This is a genomic window from Streptomyces sp. NPDC085460 (assembly GCF_044541975.1).
Taxonomy (GTDB): Bacteria; Actinomycetota; Actinomycetes; order Streptomycetales; family Streptomycetaceae; genus Streptomyces.
In genome coordinates, this window is record NZ_JBITTO010000005.1 from 432,774 (window position 1) to 456,566 (window position 23,793).

The 23,793-nt window shown below is 71.3% G+C and carries 23 protein-coding genes; 15 read left to right on the forward strand and 8 right to left on the reverse strand.

Features of this window, described 5'->3' with window-relative positions; translation table 11 throughout:
- The first annotated feature begins 5 nt into the window (after positions 1–5).
- From tpiA to ACIGHB_RS15780, 6 genes are all read left to right on the forward strand, one after another.
- Positions 6–761 carry a triose-phosphate isomerase gene (gene tpiA, locus ACIGHB_RS15755; protein WP_360312934.1) on the forward strand — a complete coding sequence of 252 codons (756 nt, stop codon included), beginning with the start codon at positions 6–8 and terminating at the stop codon, positions 759–761.
- A 107-nt stretch (positions 762–868) separates the two neighbouring features.
- Positions 869–1,099, forward strand: a complete 231-nt coding sequence (gene secG, locus ACIGHB_RS15760; protein ID WP_017238647.1) for a preprotein translocase subunit SecG — start codon at positions 869–871, stop codon at positions 1,097–1,099.
- A 77-nt stretch (positions 1,100–1,176) separates the two neighbouring features.
- Positions 1,177–1,512 (forward strand): RNA polymerase-binding protein RbpA, encoded by a 336-nt coding sequence (locus tag ACIGHB_RS15765; RefSeq protein ID WP_003957010.1) that lies wholly within the window; start codon positions 1,177–1,179, stop codon positions 1,510–1,512.
- Positions 1,513–1,667: 155 nt separating this feature from the next.
- Positions 1,668–3,332, forward strand: a complete 1,665-nt coding sequence (pgi, locus tag ACIGHB_RS15770) for a glucose-6-phosphate isomerase (RefSeq protein WP_399913418.1) — start codon at positions 1,668–1,670, stop codon at positions 3,330–3,332.
- Between the two features lie 3 nt (positions 3,333–3,335).
- Positions 3,336–3,836, forward strand: a complete 501-nt coding sequence (locus tag ACIGHB_RS15775; protein ID WP_360312813.1) for a PH domain-containing protein — start codon at positions 3,336–3,338, stop codon at positions 3,834–3,836.
- Complete coding sequence (locus ACIGHB_RS15780; RefSeq protein WP_399913421.1) at positions 3,833–5,356, forward strand: PH domain-containing protein; 1,524 nt, start codon at positions 3,833–3,835, stop codon at positions 5,354–5,356. The genes ACIGHB_RS15775 and ACIGHB_RS15780 overlap by 4 nt, the downstream gene beginning before the upstream one ends.
- Positions 5,357–5,389: 33 nt before the next feature.
- On the opposite strand, the gene pgl is transcribed toward ACIGHB_RS15780, so the two are convergent.
- Genes pgl through tkt form a run of 5 tightly spaced genes read right to left on the reverse strand, consistent with a single transcriptional unit; the run spans position 5,390 to position 12,007 of the window.
- Positions 5,390–6,172 (reverse strand): 6-phosphogluconolactonase, encoded by a 783-nt coding sequence (pgl, locus tag ACIGHB_RS15785; protein WP_360312817.1) that lies wholly within the window; start codon positions 6,170–6,172, stop codon positions 5,390–5,392.
- The gene (gene opcA / locus ACIGHB_RS15790; protein ID WP_399913425.1) at positions 6,169–7,224 is read right to left on the reverse strand and encodes a glucose-6-phosphate dehydrogenase assembly protein OpcA; all 1,056 of its coding nucleotides are present in this window, start codon (positions 7,222–7,224) and stop codon (positions 6,169–6,171) included. The genes pgl and opcA overlap by 4 nt, the downstream gene beginning before the upstream one ends.
- Positions 7,221–8,753: a glucose-6-phosphate dehydrogenase gene (zwf, locus tag ACIGHB_RS15795; protein WP_360312821.1), complete on the reverse strand. Its 1,533-nt coding sequence runs from the start codon at positions 8,751–8,753 to the stop codon at positions 7,221–7,223. The genes opcA and zwf overlap by 4 nt, the downstream gene beginning before the upstream one ends.
- Positions 8,754–8,758: 5 nt before the next feature.
- Positions 8,759–9,883: a transaldolase gene (gene tal / locus ACIGHB_RS15800; protein WP_360312823.1), complete on the reverse strand. Its 1,125-nt coding sequence runs from the start codon at positions 9,881–9,883 to the stop codon at positions 8,759–8,761.
- A 36-nt stretch (positions 9,884–9,919) separates the two neighbouring features.
- Positions 9,920–12,007: a transketolase gene (tkt, locus tag ACIGHB_RS15805; protein ID WP_360312825.1), complete on the reverse strand. Its 2,088-nt coding sequence runs from the start codon at positions 12,005–12,007 to the stop codon at positions 9,920–9,922.
- Between the two features lie 343 nt (positions 12,008–12,350).
- On the opposite strand from tkt, the gene ACIGHB_RS15810 reads away from it, so the two are divergent.
- The 3 genes from ACIGHB_RS15810 (at position 12,351) to ACIGHB_RS15820 (ending at position 15,006) form a co-directional block, all read left to right on the forward strand.
- Positions 12,351–13,304 carry a heme o synthase gene (locus tag ACIGHB_RS15810; RefSeq protein ID WP_399913430.1) on the forward strand — a complete coding sequence of 318 codons (954 nt, stop codon included), beginning with the start codon at positions 12,351–12,353 and terminating at the stop codon, positions 13,302–13,304.
- Between the two features lie 91 nt (positions 13,305–13,395).
- A complete protein-coding gene (locus ACIGHB_RS15815; RefSeq protein WP_388869653.1) occupies positions 13,396–13,740 on the forward strand; it encodes a hypothetical protein in 345 nt (114 codons plus the stop codon).
- A 186-nt stretch (positions 13,741–13,926) separates the two neighbouring features.
- Complete coding sequence (locus ACIGHB_RS15820) at positions 13,927–15,006, forward strand: amidohydrolase family protein (RefSeq protein ID WP_360312831.1); 1,080 nt, start codon at positions 13,927–13,929, stop codon at positions 15,004–15,006.
- Positions 15,007–15,032: 26 nt separating this feature from the next.
- On the opposite strand, the gene ACIGHB_RS15825 is transcribed toward ACIGHB_RS15820, so the two are convergent.
- The 3 genes from ACIGHB_RS15825 to ACIGHB_RS15835 all read right to left on the reverse strand — a co-directional run bounded on the left by ACIGHB_RS15825 (position 15,033) and on the right by ACIGHB_RS15835 (position 17,780).
- Positions 15,033–15,992: a COX15/CtaA family protein gene (locus ACIGHB_RS15825; RefSeq protein WP_360312833.1), complete on the reverse strand. Its 960-nt coding sequence runs from the start codon at positions 15,990–15,992 to the stop codon at positions 15,033–15,035.
- Positions 15,993–16,074: 82 nt separating this feature from the next.
- Entirely contained in the window at positions 16,075–16,839 is a 765-nt protein-coding gene (locus ACIGHB_RS15830) for an ABC transporter permease (protein WP_399913435.1), read from the reverse strand.
- Positions 16,836–17,780, reverse strand: coding sequence for an ABC transporter ATP-binding protein (locus ACIGHB_RS15835; RefSeq protein ID WP_399913438.1), 945 nt, complete (start codon positions 17,778–17,780; stop codon positions 16,836–16,838). Before ACIGHB_RS15835 ends, ACIGHB_RS15830 begins: the two co-directional genes overlap by 4 nt.
- Before the next feature lie 170 nt (positions 17,781–17,950).
- Here ACIGHB_RS15835 and ACIGHB_RS15840 point away from each other — a divergent pair, with 170 nt between their 5' ends.
- The 6 genes from ACIGHB_RS15840 (at position 17,951) to ACIGHB_RS15865 (ending at position 23,786) form a co-directional block, all read left to right on the forward strand.
- Entirely contained in the window at positions 17,951–18,676 is a 726-nt protein-coding gene (locus tag ACIGHB_RS15840; RefSeq protein ID WP_360312839.1) for a metalloregulator ArsR/SmtB family transcription factor, read from the forward strand.
- Complete coding sequence (gene sufB, locus ACIGHB_RS15845) at positions 18,673–20,088, forward strand: Fe-S cluster assembly protein SufB (protein ID WP_189850670.1); 1,416 nt, start codon at positions 18,673–18,675, stop codon at positions 20,086–20,088. Before ACIGHB_RS15840 ends, sufB begins: the two co-directional genes overlap by 4 nt.
- A gap of 159 nt (positions 20,089–20,247) precedes the next feature.
- The gene (gene sufD, locus ACIGHB_RS15850; RefSeq protein WP_360312841.1) at positions 20,248–21,429 is read left to right on the forward strand and encodes a Fe-S cluster assembly protein SufD; all 1,182 of its coding nucleotides are present in this window, start codon (positions 20,248–20,250) and stop codon (positions 21,427–21,429) included.
- The gene (locus ACIGHB_RS15855; protein ID WP_360312843.1) at positions 21,429–21,749 is read left to right on the forward strand and encodes a bifunctional 3-phenylpropionate/cinnamic acid dioxygenase ferredoxin subunit; all 321 of its coding nucleotides are present in this window, start codon (positions 21,429–21,431) and stop codon (positions 21,747–21,749) included. Before sufD ends, ACIGHB_RS15855 begins: the two co-directional genes overlap by 1 nt.
- A gap of 7 nt (positions 21,750–21,756) precedes the next feature.
- Complete coding sequence (sufC, locus tag ACIGHB_RS15860) at positions 21,757–22,521, forward strand: Fe-S cluster assembly ATPase SufC (RefSeq protein ID WP_200428196.1); 765 nt, start codon at positions 21,757–21,759, stop codon at positions 22,519–22,521.
- Positions 22,518–23,786 carry a cysteine desulfurase gene (locus tag ACIGHB_RS15865; protein ID WP_169085948.1) on the forward strand — a complete coding sequence of 423 codons (1,269 nt, stop codon included), beginning with the start codon at positions 22,518–22,520 and terminating at the stop codon, positions 23,784–23,786. The genes sufC and ACIGHB_RS15865 overlap by 4 nt, the downstream gene beginning before the upstream one ends.
- Positions 23,787–23,793 lie beyond the last annotated feature (7 nt).

Consider the following 23,793-nt stretch of genomic DNA (forward strand, 5'->3'; position numbering starts at 1 on the left):
CGCTGATGGCGGGCAACTGGAAGATGAACCTCAACCACCTGGAGGCCATCGCCCACGTCCAGAAGCTCGCCTTCTCGCTCACCGACAAGGACTACGACGCCTGTGAGGTCGCCGTCCTCGTCCCCTTCACCGACCTGCGCTCCGTGCAGACCCTGATCGACGGCGACAAGCTGAAGATCAAGTACGGCGCCCAGGACCTGTCGGCCCACGAGTCCGGCGCCTACACCGGTGAGATCTCCGGCGCCATGCTCGCCAAGCTGAACACCGGCTTCGTCGCCGTCGGCCACTCCGAGCGCCGCCAGTACCACGCCGAGTCGGACGAGCTGTGCAACGCCAAGGTGAAGGCCGCCTTCGCCCACGGCATCACCCCGATCCTCTGCGTCGGCGAGGAGCTGGACGTGCGCGAGGCCGGCAACGCCGTCCCGCACACCCTCGCCCAGGTCGAGGGCGGCCTGAAGGACGTCCCGGCCGAGCAGGCCGAGACGGTCGTCATCGCGTACGAGCCGGTCTGGGCCATCGGCACCGGCAAGGTCTGCGGCGCCGCCGACGCCCAGGAGGTCTGCGGGGCGATCCGCGGCAAGCTCGCCGAGCTCTACACGCAGGACGTCGCCGACAAGATCCGCATCCAGTACGGCGGCTCCGTCAAGAGCGGCAACGTCGCCGAGATCATGGCGCAGCCCGACATCGACGGCGCCCTGGTCGGCGGTGCCTCGCTGGACGCGGACGAGTTCGTCAAGATCGTCCGCTTCCGCGACCAGTGACGATGTAGAGCGGCGGAGGCGATCCGTCGTACCCTTGCGGGGGTCGGGCCGGTGCGCCTGGCCCCCGTCCCTTTTCAAGCTCCGAGGAAGTTGGTCCAGCCGTGGTTATGGGGTTCTCGATCGCCCTGATCGTCTTCAGCGGCCTGCTGATGCTGCTGGTGCTGATGCACAAGGGGAAGGGCGGCGGCCTCTCCGACATGTTCGGTGGCGGCATGCAGTCCTCCGTCGGCGGCTCCTCGGTCGCCGAGCGCAACCTCGACCGGATCACGGTCGTGGTCGGGCTGCTCTGGTTCGCCTGCATTGTGGTACTTGGTCTGCTCATGAAGCTGGACGGGTAACTCCGCACACTGGACGCGCGTTGGGCCTTCCGTAGACTGGGGCATCAGCGAGCACCATCACGCAGGGAGTTACGACCGTGGCAAGTGGCAACGCGATCCGGGGAAGCCGGGTCGGAGCGGGGCCGATGGGTGAGGCCGAGCGGGGCGAGTCGGCGCCGCGCCTCCGCATCTCCTTCTGGTGCTCGAACGGGCACGAGACCCAGCCGAGTTTCGCGAGCGACGCGCAGGTCCCGGACACCTGGGACTGCCCCCGCTGCGGCTTCCCGGCCGGCCAGGACCGGGACAACCCGCCGGACCCCCCGCGCACCGAGCCGTACAAGACCCACCTCGCCTACGTCCGCGAGCGGCGCAGCGACGCCGACGGCGAGGCCATCCTCGCCGAGGCGCTCGCCAAGCTCCGGGGCGAGATCTGAACGACAACTGAACACCGGAAGAAAGGGCTCCACCGGCGAACTCGGTTCGCGGGCGGGGCCCTTCGCCGTGTCCGGGGCCGGTGGCACCGATCGCCCCGTTCGATCAACTAGGTTGGAGGAGCAGCGGGGCAGACACGTACGAGAAGAAGTGGGCGATGTCCGAAATGACCACTGAAGGACGCATCAGGCTCAACCGGCTGCCCGAGTGGGCGGCCCTCGGCAAGCACCGGGAGCAGCTGGGCGACACCCATCTGCGCGAGCTGTTCGCGGCCGACCCGGAGCGCGGCACCGGCTACACCCTGCGGGTCGGCGACCTCCACCTGGACTACTCCAAGCACCTCGTCACCGACGAGACCCTGGAGCTGCTGCGCGAACTGGCGGCCGCCACCGACGTCGCCGGTCTGCGCGACGCCATGTTCCGCGGCGAGAAGATCAACACCACCGAGGACCGGGCCGTCCTCCACACCGCGCTGCGCGCCCCCCGCGGAGCCGTGATCGAGGTCGACGGCGAGAACGTCGTCCCCAAGGTCCACGCCGTCCTCGACAAGATGGCCGGCTTCGCCGAGAAGGTCCGCTCCGGCGCCTGGACCGGCCACACCGGCAAGCCGGTCAAGAACATCGTCAACATCGGCATCGGCGGCTCCGACCTCGGCCCCGCCATGGCCTACGAGGTCCTGCGCGCCTACACCCAGCGGGATCTGACGCTCCGCTTCGTCTCCAACGTCGACGGCGCCGACCTCCACGAGGCCGTCCGCGACCTCGACCCGGCCGAGACGCTCTTCGTCGTCGCCTCGAAGACCTTCACCACCATCGAGACGGTCACCAACGCGACCTCCGCCCGCGACTGGCTCCTCACCGGTCTCGGGGCCGGCCAGGAGGCCGTCGCCAAGCACTTCGTGGCGCTCTCCACCAACGCCGAGAAGGTCCAGGACTTCGGCATCGACACGGCCAACATGTTCGAGTTCTGGGACTGGGTCGGCGGCCGCTACTCCTACGACTCCGCCATCGGCCTCTCCCTGATGATCGCCATCGGGCCGGACCACTTCCGCGAGATGCTCGACGGCTTCCACCTCGTCGACGAGCACTTCCGCACCGCCCCCGCGGAGGAGAACGCGCCGCTGCTCCTCGGCCTCCTCGGCGTCTGGTACGGCGCCTTCTTCGACGCCCAGTCGCACGCCGTCCTGCCGTACTCCCACTACCTGTCCAAGTTCACCGCCTACCTCCAGCAGCTCGACATGGAGTCCAACGGCAAGTCCGTGGACCGCCAGGGCGAGCCCGTCGACTGGCAGACGGGACCGGTCGTCTGGGGCACCCCGGGCACCAACGGGCAGCACGCCTACTACCAGTTGATCCACCAGGGCACCAAGCTGATCCCCGCCGACTTCATCGGCTTCGCGAAGCCGGTCGCCGACCTGCTGCCCGGCCTGGTCGCCCAGCACGACCTGCTGATGGCCAACTTCTTCGCCCAGACCCAGGCCCTCGCCTTCGGCAAGACGCCCGAGGAGGTACGCGCCGAGGGCGTGCCGGAGGAGCTCGTCCCGCACAAGACCTTCCAGGGCAACCACCCCACCACCACCCTCCTCGCCGACGCCCTCACCCCCTCGGTCCTCGGCCAGCTGGTGGCGCTCTACGAGCACAAGGTCTTCGTCCAGGGCGCCGTCTGGAACATCGACTCCTTCGACCAGTGGGGCGTCGAGCTCGGCAAGGTCCTCGCCAAGCGGATCGAACCCGTCCTGACCGGCGACGGGTCCGCCGACGGCCTCGACAGCTCCACCGCGGCCCTCGTCTCCGCCTACCGCGCCCTGCGCGACCGGAGCTGACCGATGGCGGGGGAGAACGTGATACGGCTCAGGCCGCCCAGGAACGCCGTGGACCGCAGGGCCGTCGGCTGGTGGCGGACCCAGTGCCTCATCGGCACCGCCGTCCCGGTCGTCGTCCTCGGCGTCCTCGGCCTCCTGATCGAACCGGCCCGGTTCTGGCTGCTCCTCCCGGCCGCCGTCCTGGCCGCGATCGGCCTGGCCTGCACCGCGTTCTTCCCCGCCTGGTGGTACCGGGTGCACCGCTGGGAGGTGACCGACGAGGCCGTGTACACGCGCACGGGCGCCCTGTGGCAGGAGTGGCGGATCGCCCCCATGTCACGGATCCAGACCGTCGACACCGTACGCGGCCCGCTGGAGCAGCTCTTCGGGCTCGCCACCGTCACCGTCACCACCGCCTCCTCCAAGGGCGCGCTCCGCGTCGAGGGACTCGACCACGAACTCGCCGCGGAGCTCGCCGAGCGCCTGACCCGGATCACCCAGGCGACCCCCGGGGACGCCACGTGACCCCCGGCGACGAGGGGGAGTGGCGGCGCCTCGACCGGCGTACCTCCCTCGTCACCGCCGCCGTCCTCTGCGGCGTCGCGGTCGGCGCCGGCGTCCCGGTCACCGCCGGTCTCGCCGGCTCCCGGCCCCTCTGGCAGGCCCTCGCCTGGGTCCTCGCCGGCGCCGCCCTGCTCATCGGCGGCGGCACCGCCGCCGAACACGTCCGCCTGCGCCACACCCGCTACCGGATCGGGCCCGACCAGGTCGAGCTCCACTCCGGCCTCATGCTCCTCAAGCGGCGCTCCCTGGCCCGCGAGCGGATCCGCAGCGTGGACCTCACCGCCAACCCCCTCCAGCGGGTCCTCGGCCTCGTCAAGGTCCGCATCGGCACCGGGGAGTCCACCGGCGGCGGCGAGTCCACCCTGGAACTCGAATTCGTCACCCGGACCGAGGGCGAACGGCTCCGCCGCGCACTCCTCGCCCGCCCGGACACCCCCGAGACCGTCCCCGACCACGACGGCACCCTCGCCGTCCTCGACCCCCGCTGGATCCGCTACGCCCCCGTCTCCTTCGTCACCGGCCTGCTCGGCGGCGCCGCCGCCGGAGCGGTCATGCAGGTCAGCGAGTGGTTCGGCGTCCAGTCCGAGGTCATCGACTGGGTGGGGGACCGCTTCCAGGACGTCTCCCTGCCGTGGATGATCGTCGACCTCGTCCTCCTCGTCACCCTGGCCGGCGCGCTCGGCTCGCTGGGGCTCTGGGTCGAGATGTGGTGGAACCACCGGCTCGAACGCGAGCCCGGCGGCACCCTCCGCGTCCGCCGCGGCCTGCTCAGCACCCGCTCGGTCACCCTGGAGGAGGAGCGCCTGCGCGGGGCCGAGCTCGTCGAACCGCTCGGCGTCCGCCTCGCCGGCGCCGCGCGCGTCGACGCCGTCGCCGGCGGCCTCGCCGAGGACGACGAGAAGCACACCGACCTCAAGACGCTGCTCCCGGCCGCGCCCCGGGCCGTCGCCGCCCGGGTCGCCGCCGAGGTCCTGCGCGAACCGGCCGCGCCCTTCTCCCTCCCCCTCACGCCCCACCCGCGCGCCGCCCGCGGCCGCAGGCTCCGCTGGGCCCTGGCCGCCGTCCTCGGACCCGCCGCCGTCCTCGTCCTGCTCGGGGCGCTCCTCACCCCGGTGCTGCTGTACGTGGCGGCCGGCTGGACCGCGGTGCTCACGCCGCTCGCGGTCGCCCTCGCCCTGGACGCGTACCGCTCGCTCGGCCACGCCCTCGGCGGCGGGTATCTGGTCACCCGCTCGGGCACGGTACGCCGGGCCACGGTCGCCCTCCAGCGGTCCGGCATCATCGGCTGGACGGTCAAGCAGTCGTACTTCCAGCGGCGCGCCGGCCTCCTCACCCTCACCGCCACCACCGCCGCGGGCGAGCGCGCCTACGACGTCCTGGACGCGGACGCGAGCGAGGGCCTGGCCTTCGCCGCCGAGGCCGTACCGGGGCTGCTCACGCCCTTCCTGGAGACGGCGGAGGCCCGGTTCACCGAGGGGTGAACCGGGCCTCCGCCGTCGCCGGGTGAGCCTCCGTCAGGCCGAGGCCGGCGGGTACAGGCTCCGCGGCAGCTCCGAGGCCGCCGCCTCGTCCATCAGCCACAGCGTGCGCGAGCGCCCGCGGGCGCCGGCCGCCGGGGCCTGCACCTCGCCGGCGCCGGAGAGCGCGATCGCCGCGGCCTTCGCCTTGTCCGCTCCGGCCGCGAGCAGCCAGACCTCCTTCGCCGCCCGGATCGCCGGGAGGGTCAGGGAGATCCGGGTCGGCGGCGGCTTGGGCGCGCCGTGCACGCCGACCACCGTCCGCTCGGTCTCCCGGACCGCGGGCAGCTCCGGGAAGAGCGAGGCCACGTGGGTGTCCGGGCCGACGCCCAGCATCAGCACGTCGAAGGCCGGCACCCCGTCCCGCTCGGTCGGGCCGGCCGCGGCGGCCAGCTCCGCGGCGTACCCCGCGGCGGCGGCGTCGGCGTCGTTCCCCCAGGGGCCGTCCGAGGCCGGCATGGCGTGCACCCGGGCCGGGTCGAGCGGGACCCGGTCGAGCAGCGCCTCGCGGGCCTGGGTGACGTTCCGCTCGGGGTCGCCCTCGGGCAGGAACCGCTCGTCGCCCCACCACAGGTCGAGCCGCGACCAGTCGATCGCGTCCCGGGCGGGCGCGCTGCCGAGCGCGGCGAGCAGCCCGTTGCCGTTGCGGCCGCCGGTCAGCACGACCGAGGCGGCGCCCCGCGAGGACTGGGCGTCCACGATCCGGGTGATCAGCCGGGCCGCCGCGGCCTCGGCCATGAGCTCCTTGTCCCGGTGGACCACCAGCTGAGGGGCGCTCACTTGGCCGCCGCCTTCTTCGCCGGGGCCTTCTTGGCGGGCGCCTTCTTCGACGGCTCGGCGGCGGACTCCGGCGCGGCGGTGACGTCCGGGGCGGGCTCCTCCGGCGCGGGGGCGGTGACGGCCGCCTCCTCGTCGAGCCGCTCAAGACCGAACTTGAGCGAGGCCGCGTAGGTGTCGTCCGGGTCGAGCCGGCGCAGCTCCTCCGCGATCAGCTCGGCCGTCTCGCGGCGCTTGAGCGCCACCGCGCGGTCGGGCTGGCCCTCTATGGAGAGGGTCGCGAGCGAGCCGTCGGGCCGGTCGAGCACGATCGGTCCCGCGCTGGTCTCCAGGCGTACGGAGGTGAGGCCGGGCCCCTGGGAGAGGGAGCGCCGCACCGGCACCTTCAGCCGCTCGGCCAGCCACATCGCGAGCAGCTCGACGCTCGGGTTGAACTCCTCGCCCTCCACGTCGGCCGAGGTCACCTTGCAGTGGACCTGGTCGAGCGCGGCGGCCAGCATCGAGCGCCACGGGGTGATCCGGGTCCACGAGAGGTCCGTGTCGCCGGGGGTGTAGGTGTCCGCGCGCGAGGTCAGCTCCTCGATGGGCTGCTCGGCGGCGTACGTGTCGGTCACCCGCCGCTGGGCGAGGGCGCCCAGCGGGTCGTTCGCCGGGTCGGTCGGCGCGTTCACCGGCCACCAGACGACGACGGGGGCGTCCGGGAGGAGCAGCGGCAGCACCACCGACTGGGCGTGGTCGACGACCTCGCCGTAGAGCCGGAGGATCACCGTCTCCCCGGAGCCGGCGTCGGCGCCGAGGCGGACCTCGGCGTCGAGCCGGGTGTTGGCCCGGTCCCGCGGCGAGCGCGAGACCCGCTTGATGACCACGAGGGTCCGCGAGGGGTGCTCGCGGGACGCCTCGTTGGCCGCCTTCAGCGCGTCGTAGGCGTTCTCCTCGTCGGTGACGATGACGAGGGTGAGCACCATGCCGACGGCCGGGGTGCCGATCGCCCGCCGCCCGAGCACCAGCGCCTTGTTGATCTTGGAGGACGTGGTGTCCGTCAGGTCGGTCTTCATGGCCGGCGCCAGCTCCGTCCGTCTCGTGCGAGCATCTCGTCCGCCTCGACCGGGCCCCAGGTCCCGGACTCGTACTGGGCGGGCTTGCCGTGGGCGTCCCAGTACTGCTCGATCGGGTCGAGGATCTTCCAGGACAGCTCGACCTCCTCCACGCGCGGGAAGAGGTTGGAGTCGCCGAGGAGGACGTCCAGGATGAGCCGCTCGTACGCCTCGGGGCTGGACTCGGTGAAGGACTCGCCGTAGGCGAAGTCCATCGACACGTCCCGGATCTCCATCTGGGTGCCGGGCACCTTGGAGCCGAAGCGGACGGTGACGCCCTCGTCGGGCTGGACCCGGATGACGATGGCGTTGCGGCCCAGCTCCTCCGTCGACGTGTGGTCGAAGGGGGAGTGCGGGGCGCGCTGGAAGACCACCGCGATCTCGGTGACCCGGCGGCCGAGCCGCTTGCCGGTGCGCAGGTAGAAGGGGACGCCCGCCCAGCGGCGGTTGTCGATCTCCAGCTTGATCGCCGCGTAGGTGTCGGTCTTCGACTGGGGGTCGATGCCCTCTTCCTGGAGGTACCCGACGGCCTTCGCGCCGCCCTGCCAGCCCGCGCCGTACTGGCCGCGGACGGTGGACTTCGCCAGGTCCTTGGGGAGCCGGACGGCGCCCAGGACCTTGGTCTTCTCCGCGGCGAGCGCGTCGGCGTCAAAGGAGGCGGGCTCCTCCATCGCGGTCAGCGCGAGCAGCTGGAGCAGGTGGTTCTGGATGACGTCACGGGCGGCGCCGATGCCGTCGTAGTAGCCGGCGCGGCCGCCGATGCCGATGTCCTCGGCCATGGTGATCTGCACGTGGTCGACGTACGACCGGTTCCAGATCGGCTCGAAGAGGGTGTTGGCGAAGCGGAGCGCCAGGATGTTCTGGACGGTCTCCTTGCCGAGGTAGTGGTCGATGCGGAAGACCGCCTCGGGCGGGAAGACCTCGTGGACGACCTCGTTGAGCTCCTTGGCGGAGGTCAGGTCGTGGCCGAAGGGCTTCTCGATGACGGCGCGGCGCCAGGAACCGTTCTTCTGGTCGGCCAGGCCGTGCTTCTTCAGCTGCTGGACGACGAGCGGGAAGAACTTCGGCGGCACGGACAGGTAGAAGGCGAAGTTGCCCCCGGTGCCCTGCGCCTTGTCCAGCTCCTGGATGGTGTCCTTCAGCTGCTCGAACGCCTCGTCGCTGTCGAAGTCGCCCTGGACGAACCGCATGCCCTGGATGAGCTGCTGCCAGACCTCCTCGCGGAAGGGGGTGCGGGCGTGCTGCTTGACGGCGTCGTGGACCTCCTGCGCGAAGTCCTCGTCCTGCCACTCCCGGCGGGCGAAGCCGACGAGCGAGAAGCCCGGCGGCAGCAGGCCGCGGTTGGCCAGGTCGTAGACGGCGGGCATCAGCTTCTTACGGGACAAATCGCCCGTGACGCCGAAGATGACCAGGCCCGACGGCCCCGCGATGCGCGGGAGCCGTCGGTCTGCGGCGTCACGGAGCGGGTTGGCTCCGTCGACGGTGCTCAAAGTGGTCAGGCCTCCGAAGGGACGCGGCGCGCGAGCTCCGCCTCGGTCGAGCTGAGCAGGTCGTTCCAGGACGCCTCGAACTTCTCGACGCCCTCGTCCTCCAGGAGCTGGACCACGTCGTCGTAGCTGATGCCCAGCTTGGCGACGGCCGCCAGGACCTCGCGGGAGGAGTCGTACGTGCCGCGGATGGTGTCGCCGGAGACCTCGCCGTGGTCGGCGGTGGCCTCCAGGGTCGCCTCCGGCATGGTGTTGACGGTGCCCGGGGCGACCAGGTCCACCACGTACAGCGTGTCCTTGTACGCCGGGTCCTTGACGCCGGTCGAGGCCCACAGCGGACGCTGCTTGTTGGCCTGCGCCTTGTCCAGGGCCGCCCAGCGCTCCGAGGAGTCCGAGAAGACCTCCTCGTACGCCTCGTAGGCGAGGCGCGCGTTGGCCAGCGCCGACTTGCCCTTGAGAGCCTTGGCCTCGTCGGTGCCGATGCCGTCCAGGCGCTTGTCGATCTCGGTGTCCACGCGGGAGACGAAGAAGGACGCCACCGAGTGGATCTTCGCCAGGTCGAGGCCGCGCTCGCGGGCCTTCTCCAGGCCCGCCAGGTAGGCGTCCATCACCGCGCGGTAGCGCTCCAGCGAGAAGATCAGCGTCACGTTCACGCTGATGCCGAGGCCGATGACCTCGGTGATCGCCGGCAGACCCGCCTGGGTCGCCGGGATCTTGATGAGCGTGTTGGGCCGGTCCACCAGCCACGCCAGCTGCTTCGCCTCGGCGATCGTCGCGGCCGTCTCGTGGGCGAGCCGCGGGTCGACCTCGATGGAGACCCGGCCGTCCTGGCCGTCCGTCGAGTCGAAGACCGGGCGCAGGATGTCGGCGGCGTCACGGACGTCCGCCGTCGTGATCATGCGGATGGCCTCGTCCACGGTCACCTTGCGGGCGGCCAGGTCGGCGAGCTGCTGCTCGTAACCGTCGCCCGAGGTGATCGCCTTCTGGAAGATCGACGGGTTGGTGGTCACACCGACCACGTGCGACTGGTCGATCAGCTCGGCCAGGTTCCCGGAGGTGATCCGCCGGCGCGACAGGTCGTCCAGCCAGATCGCGACGCCTTCGTCGGAGAGGCGCTTGAGAGCGTCTGTCATGAGAGTTGCATCTCCAAAAAGTCGTACGTATCCGCGTCAGCGCGCGGCGGCTGCGATCGATTCCCGGGCGGCGGCGGCCACGGCCTCCGGCGTGAAACCGAACTCACGGAAGAGGACCTTGGCGTCGGCCGAGGCGCCGAAGTGCTCCAGCGAGACGATCCGGCCGGCGTCACCGACGTACTTGTGCCAGGTCAGGCCGACACCGGCCTCCACCGCGACACGCGCCTTCACCGACGGCGGCAGGACGGAGTCCTTGTACGCCTGGTCCTGCTCCTCGAACCACTCCACGGACGGCATCGAGACCACGCGGGTCGGGACGCCCTCGGCCTGGAGCTGCTCGCGGGCCTCGACGGCCAGGTGCACCTCGGAGCCGGTCGCGATGATCACGACCTGCGCCTCGCCGCCCTCGGCGTCGAACAGCACGTAGCCGCCCTTCGCCGCGTCCTCGTTCGGCGCGTAGGTCGGCACGCCCTGACGGGTGAGCGCCAGACCGTGCGGCGCGCCCTTCAGGTACTCACGGGTGTGCCGCTTCATGATCTCGCGCCAGGCGATCGCCGTCTCGTTGGCGTCGGCCGGACGGACCACGTTCAGGCCCGGGATCGCGCGCAGCGCGGCCAGGTGCTCCACCGGCTGGTGGGTCGGGCCGTCCTCGCCGAGGCCGATCGAGTCGTGCGTCCACACGTAGGTCACCGGCAGGTGCATCAGGGCCGACAGGCGCACCGCATTGCGCATGTAGTCCGAGAAGACCAGGAAGGTGCCGCCGTAGATGCGGGTGTTGCCGTGCAGCGCGATGCCGTTCATCTCCGCGGCCATGGCGTGCTCGCGGATGCCGAAGTGGATCGTGCGGCCGTACGGGTTCGCCTCGGGCAGCGGGTTGCCCTCGGGGAGGAAGGAGGACGACTTGTCGATCGTCGTGTTGTTGGAGCCCGCGAGGTCGGCCGAGCCGCCCCACAGCTCGGGGACGACCTCGCCCAGCGCCTGGAGCACCTTGCCCGAGGCGGCGCGGGTGGCGACGGACTTGCCCGCCTCGAAGACCGGGAGCTTCCCCTCCCAGCCGGCCGGCAGCTCGTTCGCCTGGATCCGGTCGAACTCGGCGGCCCGCTCCGGGTTGGCCGTACGCCACTCGGCGAGCTGCTTCTCCCAGGCGGCGCGGGCCTCGCGGCCCCGGTCGCCGAGCCCGCGGGTGTGGCCGATGACCTCGTCGGAGACCTCGAAGCTCTGCTCCGGGTCGAAGCCCAGGACGCGCTTGGTGGCCGCGACCTCGTCGTCGCCGAGCGCCGAGCCGTGCGCGGCCTCGGTGTTCTGCGCGTTCGGCGCGGGCCAGGCGATGATCGAGCGCATCGCGATGAACGACGGACGCTCGGTCTCGGCCTCGGCCGCGCGGATCGCCGCGTACAGGCCGGCAGGGTCCAGGTCGCCGTTGGCCTGCGGCTCCACGCGCTGCACGTGCCAGCCGTACGCCTCGTACCGCTTCATCGTGTCCTCGGACACGGCGGTCTCGGTGTCGCCCTCGATCGAGATGTGGTTGTCGTCCCACAGCAGGATCAGGTTGCCGAGCTTCTGGTGGCCCGCGAGCGAGGACGCCTCGGCGGAGATGCCCTCCTGGAGGCAGCCGTCGCCGGCGATCGCGTAGACGCGGTGGTCGAAGGGGGAGGTGCCGGGGGCCGCCTCCGGGTCGAAGAGACCGCGCTCGTAGCGGGCGGCCATCGCCATGCCCACCGCGTTCGCCACGCCCTGGCCCAGCGGGCCCGTGGTCGTCTCGACGCCGGCCGTGTGGCCGTACTCGGGGTGGCCCGGGGTCTTCGAGCCCCAGGTGCGGAACGCCTTGAGGTCGTCCAGCTCCAGACCGAAGCCACCCAGGTACAGCTGGGTGTACAGGGTCAGGGAGGAGTGGCCCGCGGAGAGCACGAACCGGTCGCGGCCGACCCACTCGGGGTCGGACGGGTCGTGGCGCATCACCTTCTGGAAGAGGGTGTACGCGGCCGGCGCGAGGCTCATCGCCGTACCCGGATGGCCGTTGCCGACCTTCTGTACGGCGTCCGCGGCCAGGATGCGGGCGGTGTCGACGGCCCGCTGGTCCAATTCGGTCCACTGGAGGTCTGTGGTGGTCGGCTTAGTGCTCACCCTGGGTCAGGGCTCCTCTCCACATGTCTGTAGCCGGTGACTGAGGGTGTACCGGCGTTGTCGAGCCTACCCCCGAAAAAGGCCCCTCTTTTCGTGTCCATGCCCCTCAAATGAGCGGACGGAGCAACAGTGCCGGTGCCCGTGGCGGTTCGCCTCCCGAACGGCGCGCCGAAGGGTGTCCGCCCCTTGATACGGGGAGGGACGCACGCCTAAGAGTGAGGCCCGCCAACACGACCCCACCCCCGCGAAGATCGCTGTCTGGGCAACGTCTAGAGTGGCGTGGTACGCGCAAGTTTCACCCCGCCTTTATCCGGGGAACTTGCTGGGAATTTCTCTGTCAGGGGTGTGCGTGACGGCCGTCGAGTCCCGACCCGCAGGGGTCGTCGTGGCTACCGGTCCGGGGGGCCATCGGCCGTTCGGGGCCCGCGTCAAGGCATTCGTGGCGCTGACCAAGCCGCGGATCATCGAGCTGCTGCTCATCACCACCGTTCCGGTGATGTTCCTCGCCGAACAGGGCGTCCCCGACCTGTGGCTGGTGCTCGCCACCTGCTTCGGCGGCTACCTCTCGGCCGGCGGCGCCAACGCGCTCAACATGTACATCGACCGCGACATCGACGCGCTGATGGACCGCACCGCGCAGCGCCCGCTGGTCACCGGAATGGTCTCGCCGCGCGAGGGCCTGGTCTTCGGCATCACCCTGGCGGTCGTCTCCACCCTCTGGTTCGGCCTGCTGGTCAACTGGCTCTCCGCCTGGCTCTCCCTCGGCGCGCTCCTCTTCTACGTCGTGATCTACACGATGATCCTGAAGCGGCGCACCGCGCAGAACATCGTCTGGGGCGGCATCGCCGGCTGCATGCCCGTCCTCATCGGCTGGTCCTCGGTCACCAACTCGATGTCCTGGGCCGCCGTCATCCTCTTCATGGTCATCTTCTTCTGGACGCCGCCGCACTACTGGCCGCTGTCGATGAAGGTGAAGGACGACTACGCGCGCGTGGGCGTCCCCATGCTCCCCGTGGTCGCGTCCAACAAGGTCGTCGCCAAGCAGATCGTCCTCTACAGCTGGGTCATGGTCGCGGTCTCGCTGCTGCTCACCCCGCTGGGCTACACGGGCTGGTTCTACACGGCGGTCGCGCTGGCCACCGGCGGCTGGTGGCTCTGGGAGGCGCACGGCCTGCTGAACCGCGCCAAGTCGGAGGTCACCGGCGCGAAGCTCAAGGAGATGCGCCTCTTCCACTGGTCCATCACCTATGTGTCGCTGCTCTTCGTGGCGGTCGCGGTGGACCCCTTCCTGCGCTAGGTCCTGTCCGGCTCCGGCGGCCGGGTCGTGTGGGCTGTCCCACGCGGCCCGGCCGTCGTCAGTCGATCTACCGCTCGGTAGCATCCCTGTCATGGCAGACACCACGGAAGACACCACGGCCGTCTCCCCGCGCGCCGAGCGCAAGGCGGCGAAGCTCGCCAAGGAGATCCGCGCCTTCGGCAAGGAGCACGGCGGCGCCGAGGGCCAGCTCGCCCACATCGGCCAGGCCGGCACCCGGATCGTCCTCGTCGGTGAGGACGGCGGCTGGGGCGACCTGGTGGCCCCCACCTACGCGATCGCCCAGCAGGCCGCCGAGAAGGCCGGGCTGACCCTGCACGACGAGTTCGACGGCGAGTTCGCCGCCAAGGTCGTCACCGGCCCGTACGAGTGGACCCGGATGGCCGGTATCCAGCTCGGCGGCCCCGCCAACGCCTGACCCCGGGGCCGGACCCGAACCGGGACCCGGGCCCGGACCTGGGCCCGGACCTCGTCCCGCGACGGCACCGGTCGGCGTGACCGGTCACCGCGGGCCGGACGCCGTCATCGGCGCGAGGCAACAACCTCGCGCGGGGCTCACCCGTTAGGACGTGTGGAGACACGCCCACGCAGGGAGCCCCCCGAGATGATCGACACGCCGCGCCTGGTGGACCAGTACTGCCACGGGGTGCTCCGGACGGAGCTGGGCCTCGGCACCTTCGAGGCCCACCTCGGCCCGGCAGCCGTCCTGCCCGCCTCCGGCACCACCTTCTTCGACACCCAGACGGGCTTCGCCGTACGCCGCTGGTGCCCGCCGCTCCTCGGCCTGGAGCCGCACTGCCCGCCCGCCCGCTACCTGGCCCGCCGCCGCGAGCTCGGCGTCGCGGAGACCGGCCGCAGGCTCCTCGGGGGCGCCGGCATCGCCACGTACCTCGTCGACACCGGCCTCCCCGGCGACCTCACCGGGCCCGCCGAGCTCGCCGCCGCCGGGGAGGCCCGGGCCCACGAGATCGTCCGTCTGGAACCCCTCGCCGAGCAGGTCGCCGACACCTCGGGCACCGTCGACGCCTTCCTCGCCAACCTCACCGAGGCCGTCCAGAGCGCCGCCGTGCACTCGGTGGCCTTCTCCTCCGCGTCCGCCGCGCGCTGCGGCCTCGCCGCCGTCGCGGACCCCCCGGGGCGGGGCGAGGCCCGCCGGGCCGCCGGGCGCTGGCTCGCCGACCGCCCCGCCGGCGGCCCCCTCGACTCGCCGGTGCTGCTGCGCCACCTGCTGTGGATCGCGGTCGGCGCGGGCCGGCCGCTCCAGCTGCACACCGGGGACCGCGACCCGGGCGGCCTGGCCGGATTCGCCGCCGCCACCGCCGGGCTCGGCGCCGACCTCGTCCTGCTGCACGGCGCGCCGCACCACCGCACGGCCGCCCGGATGGCGGGGGTCTTCCCGCACGTCCACGCCGACCTCGGCGCCGCCCTCGCGCACACCGGGGCCCGCGCGGCGGACGTCCTCGCCGAGGTCCTGGAACTGGCCCCGTTCGGCAAGCTGCTCTACTCCAGCGGCGCCCGCGGCCTGCCCGAGCTGCACGTGGTGGCCGCCAGCGCCTTCAGGGCCGCCCTCGGCCGGGTGCTGGGCGCCTGGGTCATGGACGGCGCCTGGTCCCGTACGGACGCGCAGCGGGTCGCCTCGATGCTGGCCGCGGACAACGCGAAGCGGGTCTACCGGCTCGGGTGAGCCGGTGGACCCGCTTCGGGGGTGGGTCAGGCGTTCGCCGGCTCCGGCTCGGCCTGGGCCGGGATGTCCGCCGTCGGCAGCGGACGCTCGCGCAGGCTCAGGGCCAGGCGCACGACGGCGATCCACATCAGCGAGGAGCCGAGCATGTGGACGGCCACCAGGAGCTCCGGGACGCCGGTGAGGTACTGGACGTACCCGATGGCGCCCTGCGCCAGCAGCACGATCAGCAGGTCGCGGGCGCGGGCGCGGATGTCGTCCGGGGCGTCGACCACGCGCAGGACCAGCCACATCGCGACGGCGAGGGCGCAGACGACCCAGGCGGCGATGGCGTGCAGATGGGCGGCGGCCGTCCAGTCCCAGGGCATGCGGGGCACGTCGCTGCTGTCGCCCGCGTGCTTGCCCGCGCCGGTCACCGTGGTGCCGAGCACGATGAGCAGCGCCGAGGCGATCGTGATCGCCCAGGACAGCTTCCGTACCGGCCCCGGCACGCGCGGGCGGGCGGGCGTGTCGCCCTCGCCGGTCCGGTGCCAGGTGATCACGGCGACCGTCAGCAGCGCGTTCGCCGCCAGGAAGTGGCCGGCCACCGTCCACGGGTTGAGGCCCATCCAGACGGTGATGCCGCCGATGACGGCGTTGCTCATCACGATCCAGAACTGCGCCCAGCCCCAGCGGGTGAGGTTCCGCCGCCACGGCTTGGTCGACCGGGCGGCGATGATCGCCCAGCCGACGGCCGCCGACAGGACGTACGTCAGCATCCGGTTGCCGAACTCGATCAGGCCGCGGTAGCCCTGCTCGGGCGTCACGATGAGGCTGTCGTCGGTGCACTTGGGCCACGTGTCGCAGCCGAGGCCGGAACCGGTCAGCCGGACCGCGCCGCCCGTGACGATGATGAGCACGCTCATCACGACGGCGGAGAGCGCGGCGCGCCGGAGGATCCGGGGGGACGGCGTCCAGCGCTGGGCGATGAAGGCGAGGGGGGTCTGCACGGGCCCTATCGTAGGCGGGGGCTTGTGCACGCTTTCACGAGGGGTGCCTTGTCGGGAAACGTCACCCTCTGAACCCCCGCGACTACTCCCAGCGGAAGAACCGCGCCGCCGCGCCGAGCCCCAGGACGGCCCACGCGGCGAGGATCCCGGCGTCGGCCCACGGCATGCCCGCGCCGCCCTGGAGGACGTCCCTGAGGCCGTCGGAGAGGGCGGCGATCGGCAGCAGCCCCAGCACGTCGCCGGCCGCGCCGAACTTCTCCAGCGGGACGATCACCCCGCCGCCGACCAGGAGCAGCAGGAAGACCAGGTTGGCGGCGGCGAGGGTGGCCTCGGCGCGGAGGGTGCCGGCCATCAGCAGGCCGAGCCCGGAGAAGGCGGCGGTGCCGAGGACCAGCAGGAGCAGCACGGCGAGCGGGTTGCCCCGGGGGGACCAGCCCAGGCCGAGCGCGATGGCGGTCAGCAGGACGATCTGGAGGACCTCGGTGACCAGCACGGAGAGCGTCTTGGCGGTCATCAGGGCCCAGCGGGGCAGCGGGGAGGCGCCGAGCCGCTTGAGGACTCCGTAGCGGCGCTCGAAGCCGGTGGCGATGGCCTGGCCGGTGAAGGCGGTGGACATCACGGCGAGGGCGAGGACGCCCGGGGCGAGGAAGTCGACGGCCTCGCCGGCGCCCGTGTCGACGACGTCCACGGTCGAGAAGAGCACCAGCAGGAGGGAGGGGATGATCACCGTGAGGAGGAGCTGCTCGCCGTTGCGGAGCAGCATCCGGGTCTCCAGGGCCGTCTGGGCCGCGATCATCCGTCCGACGGGGGCGGCCCCCGGCTTCGGGGAGTAGATGCCTGCGCTCACGACCGGAGCTCCTTGCCCGTCAGTTCCAGGAATACGTCTTCGAGGGTGTGGCGCTCGACCGAGATGCGGTCGGGCATGACGCCGTTCTGGGCGCACCAGGTGGTGACCGTGGCGAGCAGCTGGGGGTCGACGGTGCCGGTGATCCGGTACGCGCCGGGCAGCGGCTCCGCGGCCTCGGTGCCGTCCGGGAGTGCCTTGAGCAGGGAGCCCAGGTCGAGACCGGGGCGGCCGGTGAAGCGGAGGGTGTTCTCGGCGCCGCCGCGGCAGAGCTGCTCGGGGCTGCCCTGGGCGGCGACCCGGCCCGAGTCGACGATGGCGACGTCGTCGGCGAGCTCCTCGGCCTCCTGCATGAAGTGGGTGGTGAGGACGGTCGTGACGCCGTCGGCGCGCAGCTCGCGGACGAGGTCCCAGGTGGCGCGGCGGGCCTGCGGGTCGAGGCCGGCGGTGGGTTCGTCGAGGAAGACGAGTTCGGGGCGGCCGACGACGGCCATGGCGAGGGCGAGCCGCTGCTGCTGGCCGCCGGAGAGCCGCCGGTAGGTCGTACGGCCGCAGGAGCCGAGGCCGAGCCGTTCGACGAGCGCGTCGACGTCGAGCGGGTGGGCGTGGAGCTTCGCCATGTGGCGGAGCATCTCGTCGGCGCGCGCGCCGGAGTAGACGCCGCCCGACTGGAGCATCACGCCGACGCGGGGGCGCAGGGCGGCGGCGTCGGCGACCGGGTCGAGGCCGAGGACGCGGACGGTGCCGGCGTCCGGCCTCCGGTAGCCCTCGCAGGTCTCGATGGTGGTGGTCTTGCCGGCTCCGTTGGGGCCGAGGACCGCGGTGACCGTGCCGGTGCGCACGTCGAGGTCGAGGCCGTCGACGGCGGTTTTCGTGCCGTACCGCTTGACCAGGCCGCGGACGCGGACGGCGGTGTCGGCGGTGCCGTCGGGCTCGTTTCGCATGCCGGGAAGTCTAGGAGAGGGGGCGGAGGGCAGGTCGGCCCGGGGGCTCGATTCATCCCACGAATGATCGTTTCCGCAGGTCAGGTAAGCCTTACCTGAGTGACGCACGCCATCGTGGTCGCTCCCGGCGTCGCTTGTCACTGCCTGATTAATTACGCAACAATGGCGTTGTGAAAAACCTTGGCGCGGCTCCCGTGGAGGAACTCGCGACCCGAGAGCGGTCGACACGCAACCGGGTCGCGCGGTCCATCCTGGATCACGGGCCGTCCACCGTCGCCGACCTCGCGGAGAGGGTGGGACTGACCCAGGCGGCCGTACGCCGTCACCTCGACGCGCTCGTCGCCGAGCAGGTCGTCGAGGCCCGCGAGAAGCGCGTCTACGGCGCCCGCACCCGCGGCCGCCCCGCCAAGGTCTTCGCTCTCACCGACTGCGGCCGGGACGCCTTCGACCAGTCGTACGACTCCCTCGCCGTCGAGGCGCTCCGCTGGATCGAGCGGAACGCCGGTGGGGAGGCCGCCGTCGCCGCCTTCGCCCGCGACCGGTTCGAGGCCCAGGCCGAGAGCTACCGGGAAGCCGTCGAGTCGGTGGAGCCGGAGCGGCGGGCCGAGGCGCTGGCCAAGGCCCTGACGGCGGACGGGTACGCTGCCACTGCGCGCAACGCGCCGGTCGGCGAGCAGCTCTGCCAGCACCACTGCCCGGTCGCCCACGTCGCCGAGCAGTACCCCCAGCTGTGCGAGGCGGAGACGGAGATCTTCTCCCGCCTCTTGGGAACGCACGTCCAGCGCCTGGCCACCATCGCCCACGGCGACGGCGTCTGTACGACGTTCATCCCGCACAGCGCCCCACAGACCACCGAAACAGCATCCGCAAGCACGGCCGGGAGGAACCCCGCATGACCACCGAGATCAGCCACCCCGAGCTCGAGGGCCTGGGTCGGTACGAGTACGGCTGGGCCGACTCGGACGCGGCCGGCGCCACTGCCAAGCGCGGTCTGGGCGAGGAGGTCGTCCGCGACATCTCCTCGAAGAAGAACGAGCCCGAGTGGATGCTGAAGCTGCGTCTCAAGGGTCTGCGGCTCTTCGACAAGAAGCCCATGCCGACCTGGGGCTCCGACCTCGGCGGCATCGACTTCGACAACATCAAGTACTTCGTGCGGTCCACCGAGAAGCAGGCTGCTTCCTGGGAGGAACTGCCGGAGGACATCAAGAACACGTACGACAAGCTCGGCATCCCGGAGGCGGAGAAGCAGCGCCTCGTCGCCGGTGTCGCCGCCCAGTACGAGTCCGAGGTCGTCTACCACCAGATCCGCGAGGACCTGGAGGAGCAGGGCGTCATCTTCGTCGACACCGACACCGCGCTGAAGGAGCACGAGGAGCTCTTCAAGGAGTACTTCGGCACCGTCATCCCGGTCGGCGACAACAAGTTCGCCTCGCTGAACACGGCCGTGTGGTCCGGCGGATCGTTCATCTACGTGCCGAAGGGCGTGCACGTCGAGATCCCGCTCCAGGCGTACTTCCGTATCAACACGGAGAACATGGGCCAGTTCGAGCGGACGCTGATCATCGTCGACGAGGACGCCTACGTCCACTACGTCGAGGGCTGCACCGCCCCGATCTACTCCTCCGACTCGCTGCACTCCGCGGTCGTCGAGATCATCGTGAAGAAGGGCGGCCGCTGCCGCTACACGACCATCCAGAACTGGTCGAACAACGTCTACAACCTGGTGACCAAGCGCGCCGTCGCCTACGAGGGCGCCACCATGGAGTGGGTCGACGGCAACATCGGCTCCAAGGTCACCATGAAGTACCCGGCCGTCTACCTGATGGGCGAGCACGCCAAGGGCGAGACCCTGTCCATCGCCTTCGCGGGCGAGGGCCAGCACCAGGACGCCGGCGCCAAGATGGTCCACATGGCCCCGAACACCTCGTCGTCCATCGTCTCCAAGTCGGTGGCGCGCGGCGGCGGCCGCACCTCCTACCGCGGCCTCATCGAGATCGGCGAGGGCGCCCCCGGCGCCAAGTCCAACGTCCTCTGCGACGCGCTGCTCGTCGACACGATCTCCCGCTCCGACACGTACCCCTACGTGGACGTGCGCGAGGACGACGTGACCATGGGCCACGAGGCCACCGTCTCCAAGGTCTCCGAGGACCAGCTGTTCTACCTGATGCAGCGCGGTCTCACCGAGCAGGAGGCCATGGCGATGATCGTGCGCGGCTTCGTCGAGCCGATCGCCAAGGAGCTGCCCATGGAGTACGCGCTGGAGCTGAACCGGCTGATCGAGCTGCAGATGGAAGGCGCGGTGGGCTAGAGCGCCCCGCAGACCAGGTAAACGACCAGGGCTCACTCGCTGAGCCCCGCGAGCCCGCCGCACGGCGGCAGGGAAGGACGGGCGCCGCACGGCGCCCGCCGGCCCGGCCCCCACGAGCGGGCGCGTACGACGAGGCAGGAAGAGAGCAACACGTTAGCCATGGCTGAGGCTCAGAACATCCCCGCGGGCTCCACCACCGCGGGCTCGATCGCGGTGGCCGCCGAGTCCACCGTCGCCACCCGCATGAGCGCCCCGCCGTCCTTCGACGTCGCGGACTTCCCGATCCCGCACGGCCGCGAGGAGGAGTGGCGCTTCACCCCGCTCGCCCGCCTGCGCGGTCTGCACGACGGCACCGCCGTCGCCACCGGCGAGGGCGTGCGGGTCGAGATCGAGGCCCCCGAGGGCGTCACCGTGGAGACCGTCGGCCGCGACGACGAGCGCCTCGGCAAGGCCGGCAAGCCCGTCGACCGCGTCGCCGCCCAGGCGTACTCCTCCTTCGAGAAGGCGTCGGTCGTCACCGTCGCCAAGGAGGCCGTCCTCGCCGAGCCGATCCGGATCGCCGTGCACGGCCAGGGCGGCACCGCCTTCGGCCACCAGGTGATCGAGCTCGGCGCCTTCGCCGAGGCCGTGGTCGTCATCGACCACACCGGTGACGCCGTGCTCGCCGCCAACGTCGACTTCGTCCTCGGCGACGGCGCCAAGCTCACCGTCGTCTCCGTGCAGGACTGGGAGAAGGACGCCGTCCACGTCGCCCAGCACAACGCGCTGCTCGGCCGGGACGCCTCCTTCAAGTCGGTCGTCGTCACCTTCGGCGGTGACGTCGTCCGCCTCCACCCGCGCGTCAGCTACGCCGCCCCCGGCGGCACCGCCGAGCTCTTCGGCCTGTACTTCACCGACGCGGGCCAGCACCAGGAGCACCGCCTCCTGGTCGACCACAACACCCCGCACTGCACCTCGAACGTCGCCTACAAGGGCGCGCTCCAGGGCCAGGACGCGCACGCGGTCTGGATCGGCGACGTCCTCATCCAGGCCGCCGCCGAGGGCACCGACACCTACGAGCTCAACCGGAACCTCGTCCTCACCGACGGCGCCCGGGTCGACTCCGTGCCGAACCTGGAGATCGAGACCGGCGAGATCGCCGGCGCCGGCCACGCCTCCGCCACCGGCCGCTTCGACGACGAGCAGCTCTTCTACCTGATGGCCCGCGGCATCCCGGAGACCGAGGCCCGCCGCCTCGTCGTCCGCGGCTTCTTCGCCGAGCTGGTCCAGCAGATCGGCCTGCCCGACGTCGAGGAGCGCCTGATCGCCAAGGTCGAGGCCGAGCTGGAGGCTTCCGTCTGATGGCCGCGTTCGTCCGAGTCTGCGCGCTGAGCGAGCTGGAGGCCGACACCCCGAAGCGGGTCGAGGTCGACGGCACGCCGGTGTCGGTCGTCCACACCGAGGGTGAGGTGTTCGCGATCAACGACATCTGCTCGCACGCGAACGTCTCCCTCTCGGAGGGCGAGGTCGAGGACTGCGCCATCGAGTGCTGGCTGCACGGTTCCAGCTTCGACCTCCGTACCGGCAAGCCGTCCGGCCTTCCCGCGACGCGCCCCGTCCCCGTGTACCCCGTAAAGATCGAAGGGGACGATGTGCTCGTCTCCGTCACCCAGGAGTCCTGAGTCACCCATGGCAACGCTCGAAATCCACGACCTGCACGTCTCCGTCGAGGCGGAGAACGGCCCCCGCGAGATCCTCAAGGGCGTCGACCTGACCATCAAGCAGGGTGAGACCCACGCGGTCATGGGCCCCAACGGCTCCGGCAAGTCGACCCTGGCGTACTCCCTGGCGGGTCACCCCAAGTACACGGTCACCGGCGGCACCGTCACCCTCGACGGCGAGGACGTCCTGGAGATGTCCGTCGACGAGCGCGCCCGCGCCGGCGTCTTCCTCGCCATGCAGTACCCGGTCGAGGTCCCCGGCGTCTCGGTCTCCAACTTCCTGCGCACCTCCGCCACCGCCATCCGCGGCGAGGCCCCCAAGCTGCGCACCTGGGTCAAGGAGGTCCGCGAGGCCATGGAGAAGCTCTCCATGGACCCGGCCTTCGCCGAGCGCAACGTGAACGAGGGCTTCTCCGGCGGCGAGAAGAAGCGCCACGAGATCCTCCAGCTGGAGCTCCTCAAGCCGAAGATCGCGATCCTCGACGAGACCGACTCCGGCCTCGACGTCGACGCCCTGCGCATCGTCTCCGAGGGCGTCAACCGCGTCCGCGAGACGGGCGAGGTCGGCACCCTGCTCATCACCCACTACACGCGCATCCTGCGCTACATCAAGCCCGACTTCGTGCACGTGTTCGCGAACGGCCGCATCGTCGAGTCCGGCGGCGCCGAGCTCGCCGACCAGTTGGAGAACGAGGGCTACGACAAGTACGTGAAGGGTGGCGCATCCGCGTGACTTCCGCCCATCAGGGGCTGACCGGCCTCCTCGACACCGAGGCGATCCGCAAGGACTTCCCGCTCCTGGATCGCACGGTCCACGACGGCAAGAAGATCGTGTACCTGGACTCCGCGGCCACCTCGCAGAAGCCGCGGCAGGTCCTCGACGCGCTCAACGCCTACTACGAGCGTCACAACGCCAACGTCCACCGCGGCGTCTACACGGTCGCCGAGGAGGCCACCGCGCTGTACGAGGGCGCCCGCGACAAGGTCGCCGCCTTCATCAACGCGCCGAGCCGCAACGAGGTGATCTTCACCAAGAACGCCTCCGAGTCGCTCAACCTCGTGGCCAACATGCTGGGCTGGGCCGACGAGCCCTACCGCGTGGACCACGAGACCGAGATCGCCATCACGGAGATGGAGCACCACTCCAACATCGTCCCGTGGCAGCTGCTCTCGCAGCGCACCGGCGCGAAGCTGAAGTGGTTCGGCCTCACCGACGACGGCCGTCTCGACCTGTCGAACATCGAAGAGGTCATCACGGAGAAGACGAAGATCGTCTCCTTCACGCTGGTCTCCAACCTGCTCGGCACCCAGAACCCGGTCGAGACCATCGTCCGGCGCGCCCAGGAGGTCGGTGCGCTCGTCTGCATCGACGCCTCCCAGGCCGCCCCGCACCAGGTCCTCGACGTGCAGGCGCTCCAGGCCGACTTCGTGGCCTTCACCGGCCACAAGATGTGCGGCCCGACCGGCATCGGCGTGCTGTGGGGACGGCAGGAGCTCCTGGAGGACCTGCCGCCCTTCCTCGGTGGCGGCGAGATGATCGAGACCGTCTCGATGCACTCCTCCACCTACGCGCCGGCCCCGCACAAGTTCGAGGCGGGTACGCCCCCGATCGCCCAGGCCGTCGGCCTCGGCGCGGCCGTGGACTACCTGTCGGCGATCGGCATGGAGAACATCGCGCGCCACGAGCACGCGATCACCGAGTACGCCGTCCGCCGCCTCCAGGAGGTGCCGGACCTGCGGATCATCGGCCCGACCACGGCCGAGGACCGCGGCGCGGCGATCTCCTTCACGCTCGGCGACATCCACCCGCACGACGTGGGCCAGGTCCTCGACGAGCAGGGCATCGCGGTCCGGGTCGGCCACCACTGCGCGCGGCCGGTCTGCCTGCGGTACGGAATTCCCGCGACCACGCGGGCGTCGTTCTATCTGTACTCCACTCCGGCCGAGGTCGACGCCCTGGTCGAGGGACTGGAGCACGTACGGAACTTCTTCGGCTAGGGGACGC